The sequence below is a fragment of the Lactiplantibacillus brownii genome, assembly GCF_031085375.1.
Lineage (GTDB): Bacteria > Bacillota > Bacilli > Lactobacillales > Lactobacillaceae > Lactiplantibacillus > Lactiplantibacillus brownii.
On sequence record NZ_JAVCWF010000001.1, the window covers coordinates 2,084,364 to 2,097,507 of the forward strand.

The 13,144-nt window shown below is 42.4% G+C and carries 11 protein-coding genes; 5 read left to right on the forward strand and 6 right to left on the reverse strand.

Annotation, left to right across the window (positions count from 1 at the left end; all coding sequences use genetic code 11):
- Positions 1 to 93: 93 nt before the first annotated feature.
- A complete protein-coding gene (locus tag RA086_RS09855; protein WP_308703623.1) occupies positions 94 to 660 on the reverse strand; it encodes a hypothetical protein in 567 nt (188 codons plus the stop codon).
- Between the two features lie 45 nt (positions 661 to 705).
- A complete protein-coding gene (locus RA086_RS09860; RefSeq protein ID WP_308703624.1) occupies positions 706 to 1,146 on the reverse strand; it encodes a GNAT family N-acetyltransferase in 441 nt (146 codons plus the stop codon).
- Positions 1,147 to 1,896: 750 nt separating this feature from the next.
- On the opposite strand from RA086_RS09860, the gene RA086_RS09865 reads away from it, so the two are divergent.
- Both RA086_RS09865 and RA086_RS09870 read left to right on the forward strand, forming a co-directional pair.
- Positions 1,897 to 4,065: an LTA synthase family protein gene (locus RA086_RS09865; RefSeq protein ID WP_308703625.1), complete on the forward strand. Its 2,169-nt coding sequence runs from the start codon at positions 1,897 to 1,899 to the stop codon at positions 4,063 to 4,065.
- Positions 4,066 to 4,163: 98 nt separating this feature from the next.
- Positions 4,164 to 5,957, forward strand: coding sequence for a glycerophosphodiester phosphodiesterase (locus tag RA086_RS09870; RefSeq protein ID WP_308703626.1), 1,794 nt, complete (start codon positions 4,164 to 4,166; stop codon positions 5,955 to 5,957).
- 252 nt (positions 5,958 to 6,209) lie between these two features.
- On the opposite strand, the gene RA086_RS09875 is transcribed toward RA086_RS09870, so the two are convergent.
- Complete coding sequence (locus RA086_RS09875; protein WP_308703627.1) at positions 6,210 to 7,211, reverse strand: NAD(P)/FAD-dependent oxidoreductase; 1,002 nt, start codon at positions 7,209 to 7,211, stop codon at positions 6,210 to 6,212.
- A 121-nt stretch (positions 7,212 to 7,332) separates the two neighbouring features.
- Between RA086_RS09875 and RA086_RS09880 the strand changes: the two genes are divergently transcribed.
- A complete protein-coding gene (locus RA086_RS09880; RefSeq protein ID WP_308703628.1) occupies positions 7,333 to 8,094 on the forward strand; it encodes an alpha/beta hydrolase in 762 nt (253 codons plus the stop codon).
- Between the two features lie 157 nt (positions 8,095 to 8,251).
- Here the strand turns inward: RA086_RS09880 and RA086_RS09885 are convergent, their stop codons facing one another.
- Positions 8,252 to 9,136: a polyphosphate kinase 2 family protein gene (locus tag RA086_RS09885; RefSeq protein WP_308703629.1), complete on the reverse strand. Its 885-nt coding sequence runs from the start codon at positions 9,134 to 9,136 to the stop codon at positions 8,252 to 8,254.
- An 18-nt stretch (positions 9,137 to 9,154) separates the two neighbouring features.
- Positions 9,155 to 9,712, reverse strand: a complete 558-nt coding sequence (locus tag RA086_RS09890; protein ID WP_308703630.1) for a nitroreductase family protein — start codon at positions 9,710 to 9,712, stop codon at positions 9,155 to 9,157.
- A gap of 197 nt (positions 9,713 to 9,909) precedes the next feature.
- Between RA086_RS09890 and RA086_RS09895 the strand changes: the two genes are divergently transcribed.
- Complete coding sequence (locus RA086_RS09895; RefSeq protein WP_308703631.1) at positions 9,910 to 10,869, forward strand: nucleoside hydrolase; 960 nt, start codon at positions 9,910 to 9,912, stop codon at positions 10,867 to 10,869.
- Positions 10,870 to 10,992: 123 nt separating this feature from the next.
- On the opposite strand, the gene RA086_RS09900 is transcribed toward RA086_RS09895, so the two are convergent.
- The gene (locus RA086_RS09900; protein ID WP_308703632.1) at positions 10,993 to 11,817 is read right to left on the reverse strand and encodes an Rgg family transcriptional regulator; all 825 of its coding nucleotides are present in this window, start codon (positions 11,815 to 11,817) and stop codon (positions 10,993 to 10,995) included.
- Positions 11,818 to 11,908: 91 nt separating this feature from the next.
- On the opposite strand from RA086_RS09900, the gene RA086_RS09905 reads away from it, so the two are divergent.
- Complete coding sequence (locus RA086_RS09905; protein WP_308703633.1) at positions 11,909 to 13,144, forward strand: MFS transporter; 1,236 nt, start codon at positions 11,909 to 11,911, stop codon at positions 13,142 to 13,144.

Genomic DNA, 13,144 nt, shown 5'->3' on the forward strand with positions numbered 1-13,144 from the left:
CATAACTAAATTAATAGTTTTAGAATACCGCATCTTGCCGTTTTTGGGCTAAATCTTGTCTAGAAAAAAAGCCTGAGTGATTGCTCAGACTTCTTAGAAAAGCTGTTTCGACCCAATCGCTTGAAAAACACCCGCATAATCGGTATCTTTAGCCCACTGATTAAACTGGTCTTCGGTAATTTTAGTCCAATCAAAATCAGCTTTGATTTGTGACAATCCCATCGGATCTTTGAACGTCAATTTCTGCGTCGCTAACCACTTGATCAAAACTGGGATCACCCGCGTATCTGTTCCTAATAACTGATAGGTCGCCCCCGGTGTTGTTAGTTTGAAGGACACTGTATATCGGGCCTTAAACACCATCGCTGGTCCCACAGTCCGTACCATTGAATGATACAACGCAAGTTCCACTTGATTTAAATCAGCAATCGTAATCGTTTTGAAATTCTCCCCATTTTCATCCGTAAAGATCAACTGGGTTCCCCGAAACTCAACGTTACCATGCGCAAACGGGCTATAGGCGAAACCTCTTGCCAGCCAGCCCTTTGGTGGCTTGGGTTTTGGATACTGCTGACCATCAATCTCAAATGTCATAAAAGTCGGCTTCAACGCAATATTATCCGCAATATCTACCATTGTTACTGTTGGTGGTAATTCCATGTAAAGATCCCCTTGGCTCTCGTTCTCTCTAAGCTAATTATACCGCTAGTTAGTTAGTTTTCGGTGCATATTTTGATGCAACAGTCCCGCTTCCATAAACCGTTCACCAAATGGCTTAAAACCAAGTTGCTGGTAAAAGCCTTGAGCCGTCACTTGAGCACCCAGTACGGCTTCCTGATAGCCCTGCTGCTGACCATCTTGTAGCAACTGTTTAATTAAGGCTTGGGCATAGCCCTGACCGCGTGCTGCTTTCAAAGTCGCCACGCGTTGAATATGTAATTGTTGCGCTGATTCAGGCGTCATGCGTGCCGTCGCGACCGCTGCACCAGCGTCATCGTACAACACATAATGCCAAGTTGCAGTTGTAACTGTGTCTAATTCCAAGGCTGGATCAATCTTTTGTTCAGCAATAAAGACCGCCCGCCGAATCATGATTGCATCGTCATATATCGGCGATGTGGTTTGATTACTTTTTTTAATTTTCATTCAATGACACCACCCTTATTGATACTTTTGAGAATACCCGTTCCAAGACATCACGTCAAACGGTTCATTGTCATTTGAAAGTTCGCAATTTATCGTTTAAAGTGTCCACTTAACTTGCCACTCCGGTTGGTCTGGACTGATACTGGAACGTGGTGGCCACGTTTGTGAGCCAAAGTACGGTCTCACAAGCCGGGCTTTCTCTAAGCTGGAAATTCACCAGCAAAGAGAAATTTCACCACTGAGCATCATCCAGCCCGCACTACGCTAGTTAGTAGTTCTGATACTGATTTTATCAATGTTCCCTTGTTAAACCACTATCTGACGTCGGAGTGGACCAGTATGTTCGCGGTGTCAAAACACTTAGCTGGGCTAGTTTACCCAGGTTAGTGTCTGGCCGACTTTTAAGACGTGATTTCCGGCTTGAAAGCGCCCTGCAGACCGTTCTTTGGCTGCAGGTCTGCCTCACAGCGAACATACTAGACCATGGAGGCGGAAAAATTACTGACTTATTTCAAAATACACTATGATATACAAGCAGTTACTGATTGGTTCACATCATGAATTGCATTTGAACCACCAGATCGTTTCACATTGACTAAGCGTACCGGATACGCTCAATTAAGGTGCGTGACTCAAATTAACCCATTCTTAAAAATGTTAACGATTTCCGTTCTGCTTGTTATGTTAAAATGACTTGATGACTGTTTTTCGAGTCATATCCAAATTTGTCACAAATGAGGTCTTATAAACATGCTTACCAAACTCCGCCAGCACCTCAACACGCGGATTGGGTTCTTTTGGCTGTTAGTTTTCTTATTTTGGGCCAAGACCCTCTTTGCTTACTTTGCCGAGTTCTCCCTGGGAGTAACTGACATTCTACAGGTGTCGTTGATGCTTGTTAATCCGTTAGCAACTACGGTGTTTCTGTTCAGCTTAGCGTTATATATTCGCAAAACCGGCTTTTATTACTATATTTTATTGCTAATCGACGCGTTAAATACCGTGTTGATGTATGCTAATGTCATTTATTACCGCGAATTTACCGACTTCATGACCGTTAGTACCATGACTGGTGTGTCAAAAGTCAATCAAGGCTTAACGGGATCATCGTTCGCCCTAACCAACTGGTATGACTGGCTCTATTGGATCGATATTATCGTTTTATTGGGCTTATATGTTTTCCATGTCATCAAACATGACGATCGACCCATCCGTAAACGGACTGCGTTTGCTTATACTTCGGTCGCCATCGCTGGCTTTGGGCTCAACTTAACGTTAGCTGAATCCAATCGGCCACAATTGTTAACTCGGACCTTTGACCGTAACTATATCGTCAAATATCTGGGGCTCGATGCGTTTACCGTCTATGACGGGATTAAAGATGAACAAACGAACCACCAACGCGCTAGCGCCAAAAAATCCGAATTAGATACGGTCAAGGATTTTACAACGTCACATTACGCCGCCCCCAATGCCAGTATGTACGGCATTGCCAAGGGTAAAAATGTGATCGTCATTCACTTGGAAAGTTTCCAACAATTTCTCATTGATAAAAAAATTGATGGTCAAGAAGTGACGCCATTCTTGAATTCGCTCTATCATAGCAATTCGACCTACGCGTTCAAAAACTTCTTCCATCAAGTTGGTCAAGGGAAAACCAGTGATGCCGAAAACATGCTTGAAACGAGTACGTACGGTTTATCGACCGGTTCATTGTTCTCACAACTTGGTTCGGATAATACTTTCCAAGCGGCACCGGCAATATTGAATCAACGTGCCAAATATTCTTCCGCCGTCTTTCATGGAAATGTCGCCAGTTTCTGGAATCGAAATAACACCTATAAGAATATGGGTTATCAATATTTCTTTGATGCGAGTTACTTCGATACCACCGGTGATAAATCAACTGGTTATGGTTTGAAGGACAAGTTACTATTCAAGAATTCAGTCCAATATTTGGAACGATTACAACAACCGTTCTATGTTAAATATATTACCGTGACGAATCACTTCCCGTTCAGTATGGATAAGGAAGATACTGACTTTAAGACGACCGACACTAGTGATAGTGCCATCAATGGCTACTTCCAAACAGCGCATTATTTGGATCAATCCATCAAAGAATTCTACGCTTACTTGCAAAAGGCTGGGCTGTTAAAGAATTCAATGATCGTCTTATATGGTGACCACTACGGCTTGTCTAATAGTGAGAATACCACGTTGGCGCCTATCTTAGGCAAGTCGGCCAAAGACTGGACGGCTTACGATAACGCGCAACTACAACGAGTGCCATTTATGATCAATATTCCTGGTTCAACGGGTGGAAAAGTCGAATCCACGTATGGTGGTGAAATCGACGTTTTACCAACTATTTTGCACTTGCTGGGGATCTCCAGCAAACGCTATATTCAGTTTGGGACCGACCTCTTCTCGAAGGATCATGATCAAGTGGTTGCTTTCCGGAATCGCGATTTCGTGACCCCGAAGTACACCGTGCTTAGTGGCAAGATCTACAGCAACGCCACCGGTGAAAAGCTCGATGCTACTGAAAAAGTCCAAAAGGCCGTCGACAAAGATCAGAAGAAAGTTAGTCAAGAACTGAGCCTCTCTGATTCATTGAACTCGAAAAATCTCTTGCGGTTCTACACCCCCAAAGATTTCAAGAAAGTCGATGCGTCCGATTATAATTACGCTAATGGTTTGCAAAAAGAAATCAAGATCCAAGATACACTAGAAAAAGCTTCCACGAGTCTCTATTCCAAGAATGGGGATAAAACTACGGCCGACCTCTACTCAACGGATGCCCCTGAAGATACACATTCGAAGACTGATTCGACCCGGATTAAGATTACTAATCCTGATGATAGTGACAGTAACACCAGCACTACCAGCAGTAGTACCAGCGCTAGTTCTAAATAGTTCAATTAAAGTTATCACTCAGATCAATTGTGAGTGATAACTTTTTTTATGTCATGGTAAAATAAAAGACAATAGATTACTTTGAGGGGGCATCATCCATGGGAGCATGGCGTTTTTGGGCACACGGTACCCGGCGATTTTTCAAAAATTGGGGCAGTTACGTTGCTTTGATTTTCGGCACCAACCTGGTGATCAGTTATTTAGCTGTACCACTGTTTACTTGGTTATTAGAATTATTATTAAAGTGGCAAAATGTCAGTTACGTTTCATACACGAACGTGGGTCATATTTTAGTCAAAACGCCACTGGCCGCCATTGGCATGTTATTACTATTGTTGGCGATCATTATTTTAGTCTACTGGCAATTTGCCTTTTTATTACTGGGAATTATTAATATTATTAAAGGCCGTCCAAAAACGGTGCGTGCCGTTTTACGAGATACCGTGACCAGTTTGCATCATACGTCACTAAGCACCTTTATCTTTTTTATTGGTTATTTTATCGTCATTTTACCCTTTGGCAGTTATATCTTCACCACACCATTATTAAACAAAGCCCAGATTCCAGCATTCATTGTGAGCTTTCTTCTGGATAATCCCTGGATGGCGGCGGGACTCGCTGTCTTCTATGTCGGCGCGGGCTATCTGGGCATCCGTTTGATGACTTTACTACCCTTGATGATGATCGACCAACTGCCTTGGCGCCAAGCGCTACAAACCAGTTGGCGTCAAAGCGCCCACCGGACTTGGCGCTATCTATGTCATATTTTGGTCATCTTACTGATGGTCGCGGGCACCGTAGCCGTCATTTACGGGGCTATTTATAGCTTACAGTTGTGGCTCGACACCACTAAATTTGCAATGGCTGGTGCGACCCTCAATTTATTTATCATGGAAATCGTCACCGAAATCATTATCTGCTACACCGCCGCCATTTTCATGATGCTCATCATTGCCTGCTACCGCCAAGATCTGACGTTACCGAGCCGGCCCACTTTGACCTTCAATGAGCCAGCCAAATTACGCCGCTGGACACGTGGGACTGTTGCAATCGGGATGGTCGTTGTCAGTGGATTGTTGGTCGCCTTCAATTTAATTTATCTGAATGGGTTTGCCATCACAAAGCCCATCATGATTTCTCATCGTGGCGTTGACGATGGCAATGGCGTCCAAAACACGATTCCAGCACTGATCAAAACCAGTCGTGAAAAACCAGATTATATTGAAATGGATATACAGGTCACGAAAGATCATCAATTTGTGGTTATGCATGATCCTAATTTGAAGGCCCTCGCCGGGATCAAAAAGAAGCCCTATCAATTAACACTGGCACAATTGCAAAAATTGACGGTGCATGAGAATGGTTATCAAGCCAAGATTCCAAGTTTTGATCAATATTTACAAGCGGCCCAACAGCACCATCAAAAACTGCTGGTCGAGATCAAAACATCGAAAGCTTATACGCGAGCAGATACCCGGCGCTTCATTCAAAAATACGGCAAGACCCTTCAAACAGATCATGATCAAGTCCACACCTTGAGTTATAAAGTCATGACTGAATTGAAACGCTTAGATCAAAAACAATTTGTTAGCTACATTTTGCCATATAATCTAACCTTCCCACACACTTCCGCCAACGCTTATACGATGGAAGCCACGACTTTAAACGACCATTTTGTGGACAAAGCTGACCGGTTGCATAAAAAAGTTTATGCCTGGGACATTGACGACACCGATTTAATGGATCAGATGATGTTCATGGGCGTCAATGGGATTATTACGGACAACTTGCACGAAATGCAGACCGAAGCCAAAAAGAATACGGATCACCCAAGTTATGCTAAGTTGCTCTTAACCTTCATGAACGAACTGAGCCTAACTAGCAGCAATTAGGCTTCACAGCTTATTAGTCAAGGGACTTCGAGCCGCAAAATTTTATTCTTTGAAATTGCTTTGAAATAACGAAAAGAGAGGGCACATGCTTCGTGATAAAGCGTGTGCCCTCTCTTTGCTATTAAGCCTTATTCAAACTCTTTTTCCAAGTACAGGTACAAGTTAAAACGAAACAAGACCACCACGTTCCAGACCAACCGGAACAACAAACTGAGCGGCTGGCCTAACTCTTTTAACCAACGCTATCAAAAATTAATGAGCACGTTTTTCAAATAAAGTCGTGCTATGCAGTGGACTCCGTCGATCTGGATAGAGTTGCATCATCAACTGGTTCACCGCATTGGGGGCTTCACCAAAACCACTCGCGATCAGCCCCAATTTGCCGGGATAAACAACGGTATCACCAATTGCCGCAATCCCAGGAATATCCGTAGCCATTTGGGTGTCCACCTCAATTAACCGATGACTCATGGTTGGCGTCACTTGCCAGTTGCGAATGACTTTATTGTCTGCGATGAAACCATAATTCACGAGTAACGAATCCACCGCTAGTTGTTCCTCAGCCGTACCACGAACTTCTTTCATCGTTAAGTCCAACTGACCATTGGGACGCTTAGCTAATGCCTTGATTAAAAATGGGGTTTTAATTTCAACCGATGAAGCTTTCAACAAGTCCACGCTGTGTTCCATACCACGAAATTGATCACGGCGATGCATGAGATAAACTTGCTTGGCCACCGGTTCTAGCATGAGTGCCATATCAATTGCCGAATCACCACCGCCGGCTACAAGGACGACTTGATTTTTAAATTGTACTAGGCTCGGAATATGGTAGAAAAGTTGTTGGCCTTCAAACTGTGTGGCATTGTCGACCGCTAATTTACGTGGTTGAAAGGCTCCGCTCCCAGTCGCCACAATAATCGCTTTTGACTTGGAATTCGTCCCATCACTAGTCGTCAGCTCAAAATTTCCCATCGTTCCCGTCACATCCGTCACGGCCTGATTCAACTTAACGTCAATCGGAAATTGTTGCATCTGAGTAGCTAACTGTGACACTAAATCACGGGCACGAATTGCCGGATAACCCGCAATATCATGGATCATTTTTTCCGGATACAAGGCTTGGACTTGTCCACCCAACTCAGGCAGACTTTCCAGCAATTGCACTTTTGCATTCCGCATACCCGCGTAAAATGCCGCGAACATGCCGACCGGCCCACCACCAACAATCGTTAAATCATATGCTGAAGTCATTCGTCAACCAACTTTCTCAAATAAACTTTAATACTGTTAATTCTAGTAGATAACCCACCCTTTTGCAAAAACATTTCGCTAATTTTCAGCTATAATAGCCATAGACGAAGAGGGGTTAAAAATGCGGCGAAAACAACTTATCATCAGTTTAGCAGGACTCAGTGTCGTGCTGGTCATCGGGAGCGGCGCTTACTGGCAACATCGGCTACAACCGCTCAAAACCGTCCAAGTTCACCAAACTAAGATACCCACGATTTTTATTGGCGGTGACTATGCCAAAGCCTTTTCAACTGATGGCTTCGTCCACCGATTAAGCGAGACGCATTTGATGACCAAGGCCCTAGTAGTCCACGTTGGTCGCCAAGGACAGGTCCACGTCACAAAATACGCTCCACTACGTGATAACCCAACCATTCAAGTGATTTATGCCGTCAATCACCAACCAGCCAAGCAAACCCGACAACTTGCTAAAGTCATGCACGTTTTAAAACAACGCTATCATGTCACTTGTTATAATGCGGTCGGCCATTCTTCTGGTGGCAATATTATCTTCAATTATTTGACGCGCACCCCACAACACGATCAGCCCCAGATTCATAAATTTGTCACCTTGGGCTCAAATTATCCGGCTGTTGCGGTTGCCCTCAAAAAATTACCAGCCAAGCTACCAATTCTTAATATTGGTGGCCAATTATACCGAACCAACGGCGATGGCACCGTATCACTTAAATCAGTGTTGGCATTTAGTACGGCGTTAAAAAAGCAACATTTCCAGCCTAAAACACAAATCATCCACGGGGGGCCACTAACTGCAGCACACTCCATGTTGCACATTAATCCGCAAGTTGACCGCGATATCGTGACCTTTTTGTATGGTCACTAACTCATTTATGTAAAATCAATGACAAACATTTTAATCTATTTATAATAATACTAATATTTAACTTTCAAGACAAGTAGCAACGTACTGATCATCTAAAAAGCGCCCCGAAGCCACTGCATCATCTGCAATCACTTCGAGGCGCCTGTTCAATTTGAGTCTAATCTTTTTCACGATCTAATTGATCTAGCGCCGTCTTTAACTGTGCCTGATCTGCTGCCCCTAATGACGGGTAGGCTAATGGTAACTCGTTTAGGCGCCGGTTAATAATTTCTGAAACGCAAAGTCGTGAATACCACTTGCTATCCGAAGGAATCACGTACCATGGCGTACTTTTCGTCGCCGTATGCGTAATCGCTTCATCATAAACTTGTTGATAATTGTCCCAATATTTACGTTCACGAATATCAGCCGCTGAAAATTTCCAATTATGATTAGGTAATTCAATCCGGCGAATAAAGCGTTGTTTTTGTTCGTCTTTGGACATATGCAAGAAGAACTTCAACACCAAATAACCATTGTGCTCTAAATAATCCTCAAAGTAACGCATATCTTTAAAGCGACGGTTGAAGAATGCCTCGTTAACTTGATCCGGCGTTTCAATCGCGCCAATATGCTCATTGACGATAATATTTGGATGAACCCGACTCACTAAAACATCTTCGTAATAAGAGCGATTAAAGATTCCAATCATGCCGCGCTTTGGCACTTGTTCGTGAATCCGCCACAAGTAATCATGCGCAATTTCTTTGCTGGTCGGTTGCTTGAAAGAGACTACTTCACAACCTTGGGGATTAACACCACTCATGATGTGCGCAATCATGCTATCCTTGCCCGCCGCATCCATGGCCTGAAACACGATTAGCACACCGTAACGATCTTGCGCATACAATTTGCCTTGCAGCTCGGTTAATTGCTTAATATTTTTAGCAATTTGGGTCTTGATCACTTTTTCATCATTATATTTTTCATCCGGTCCCGTTGGTAGCGCCGTCAATCCCAACGGTTGCTTTCCGGTATATCGATATTGCTTTTCAAAATTCACTGCCGCCACGTTCCTCTCTTACCGAAATTCAATTAATGCTTGACTGGCTTTATGTGGTGCGCCTTTTCCTGGTTGCACCGCTTTTCCAATGGCTACTAATAGTCGCGGCTCATAACGCACCGGATCTAATTTTAAGATTCGACTGAACGCCGCATGGTCAAAGCCTGTCATGGGATTCGTATCATAGCCATGATCCTTTGCAACTAGCATAAACTGCATCGCGACTAATCCCGTGTCGAGTGCTGCGATATCTGACTGGGCGGGATTATCCGCGCGTTGTGCTGGTAAAAATGGCTGAGCTTCTGCCAAATTTTCACGGTCATTCACGAATAAAACGACCGCGCTCGCAGTGGTTAATTGGCGTTTATTGCCGGTAGCGGTGGCTAATTGTTGGCGGATTTGTGGCGTGGCGATCACCATCGCACGAATCGGCTGTAAATTTAATGCGCTGGGCGCTAAAAAGGCTAATTTTAACATTGCGGTCATCTCAGTTTGTGAGATTTTAGTCGTCCCATCATAATTGCGGACTGAATGTCGTGCTTCGATTACATCATTAATTGGCTGATTAATTGTCATCCGTCTCACTTCCTTGTTTTCAAGTATAAGTCAGCGGTTACATTTTGACCAGTCACGAATAGTACCGAACATTAATAACTTATTATTAGTAGAGATTCGTCATTCATCGTTGTCACCCCCGCCTGAAACGGTTACAATTAATTTAACCAGTCAGGGCTGCGACGTCATGAGGCCTGAAAATTAGGAGGAATTTGCACATGGCAAAACGTAAAATGATTTTAGATTTAGATACGGGAATCGACGATGCAATGGCCATCGCCTATGCGGTCGGCGCACCCGATGTTGATTTAATCGGGATTATTAGTTCATACGGTAACGTGGTCGTGCAACAAGCCGCCCACAATAGCTTACAAATTCTGGCATTGTTAGGCGCAACGAACGTCCCCGTCTACGTGGGCGAACCACATTCCAGTACCACGGAACATTTTGATGTCATGACTATCTCACAACAGATTCACGGTAAAAACGGGATTGGTGAAGTAAAATTACCCGAACCTGACCGCCAAATCGAGTCTCAATCCGGAGTGGATTTCTTAATTGATGCCGTCCATCAATACGGTGCCGACTTAACGCTAGTGCCCACTGGTCCCTTAACAAACCTGGCCGCGGCCTTGAAAAAATCACCCGACATTGCCAGCCAAATTGGTAATGTGACCATCATGGGTGGCGCGTTGACTGTTCCCGGCAATGTGAGTCATTATGCGGAAGCCAATATCAATCAGGATGCGGAAGCCGCTAATGCCGTCTTCACTAGTAACTTAAAATTGACCATGGTTGGCTTGGACGTGACACTACGGACCTTACTGACGAAACATGAAACTGGTCAATGGCGTGACTTAAAGACTACTGCCGGTGAAAAGTTTGCAGATATCGTCGATTACTACATCGCCGCTTATGACATTACCAGTCCCGACTTACATGGCTGCGCCTTACACGATCCGTTAGCCGTTGGTGTGGCCCTAGATCCAAGCTTCGTCACCACTTTAGGTCTAAATATGTATGTTCAGGACAGTGGCGAAGATTACGGTCGGACGATCGGTGATCCAGCCCGTTTAGCTGATCCGGAGACCAACGTGACCGTCGCTTTGACCGTTGACAAAGACCGCTATTTAAAGACGTTCATGAGCTACTTAACAACTTTGTTCAAACAACATTAAAATCAATTTTTATAAAAATCAGTCAAATACCTTTAGTCGTTAGACAATTGGGTACTTGGCTGATTTTCTTACATATACTGGGTTATCTAGTGAGGCGACTCAATTTTAAACTCGGCTAATGCCTTATTTTAGCAATTTATCTATTTCTGTCACAATTTGTGTAGCACCCAGAAATTGTGCTGTTTTCAATACCTTCAATAACGCTACTTTGCCACTCGCTTTATCTTTTCTCAAATACTGTATTTTTGCTTCATAATACATTACTAGTAACCGGTATCCCGCCATAGTGACTTCACTTGTCAGAAGCTTTAGCTGTTCAATAATCACCAATGATTTTGAAAAATCAGCATGCCGTATCATACGATCAACACAATTTAGAAATGCAGTCGCAAAAATCGCTTTGCTTTGTGGATAATATCGATAACGTTGCAGAACTTTCAGCACCTCCGTGAGCAAATTCAGCATTTGGTCATACGGCAATACATAACAGTTATTAGCAAAAAAGCGGACATCTTCTAAAGTCCATGCTGATAAGTTTGAAAAATAGTCAATAACTAGATCAAGATCACCCTTCGCTGATTTTTTTTGTGCTTTATAATGACTCAATAATCGATAACTAGCTAATTTAACCCTTTCAATTTGATTTTTCTCACCTTCAACTTGGTGTATAAGCACTTCAAAATCGGTCAATTGATCAGAATTCCACGTTTCTTTTAATTGGTATTGTCGATAATCACCTAAAGTTGGTTTAAAGTCATTATTAATCCATAAAAACTCATCCATAGTTATCATTAAATTGGATAGCACTTGATGAAATTTATCAGCTGCTAAGGTTCGATCACCTTTTTCAAATTTTATGGCATTAGTTTTTGAACAAACGCCAACATATACTGACTTTAACGATAAAGATTTGGCTACTCTAATTTTCTTGATTTCTGGTCCATACATCACATTCATCACCATTCTAGTAAACAAAAGTTAACTCTTCTTTTTTAGACTCCTGATAAGGCATACAGTGATTAGCAGGAGGTGACGCCGTTTGATTAAATTCATCAAAAATAATCAGGTCTTTACAGCATTATCTGGTATAAATTTGTTTTCAAAAATTGGTGACCGTTTATTTTATACAACAATGCTTACATTAGCAGCCACCATTCCACAAGCAAACTTCGCAGTAATGTTAGTTTCCATATCGGAAACAGCACCAATTTTATTTAGCTTTTTCTTAGGAAGCTTAGCAGATACTAAATCAAATAAGTTAGCACATCTCATTCAAAATTCAGTCACAAGATCTATAGTATTTTTAATAATTGCCTGGTTGTGTCGCAATTCAATGACCCTGATTTTGATTTTTTTTATCGCATGCTTTAACTTCATTGCTGACTTACTTGGCAACTTTTCTTCGGCTTTGATATCACCTTTTACAAAAGTTTTAGTTACCAAGGAAGATATGCCACAAGCACAAGGAATCATTAGCGTCACAGCACAATTAGTTAGTATCTTGGCGACGCTGCTTGGTTCACTCATGTTATCTTTTTTTCTAAGCCGAACCGTAGCCATCGCTAATGCTGGAATTTTTTTATTAGTGGGTATTAGCTTTTTTCTTATTACCCCTTACCTTACACATGTTTCCAAAGATATACCAATTAATCATCAACATAATATCTGGTTATTGGTTAAAACAAATTTCAAATCGCTATTACAAGATAAAAAGTTATTAAATGATTTAATTCAATTATCACTGCTCAATGGTTTCTTTGGCGGAGTTACCCCCATTTTCACACTATTTATTCAAAAGGGCACTGCGACAATTTTCTTTTCGCGTCCATTAACTATTGCCCTATTGTCAGGTATCGTGACAGTGTCAATGTTACTTGGCAACGGATGTAGTGTTAAACTGCTCACTTCAACAACGAATAGTACGCTAAGTTTAATTGCTGATTTTTTCATAGCCGTATCCGGTTTAGGCTTTTTCACACGTCATATTTTCCTAGTTTTTATCGGTACTGGTATCGTCGCCTTTTTCTTGGGAATGATCTCCCCTCGTTTTTCAACCAACATCATTAACAAGTATCCTACTCAGCAGTTGGGTGGAATGATAACTACCGTCAATTCATGTTTGGTACTAGCGCCACCAGTAACGAGCTTATTATTTCCTTTGTTATCCAATATCAATTTGAATTTCGCATATTGTGGCTTTGTTGTCTATGCGTTACTGCTGATAATAATTCGAATTCCCATTTCAAAGAAAATAGCTAAATCATCACATTATTAA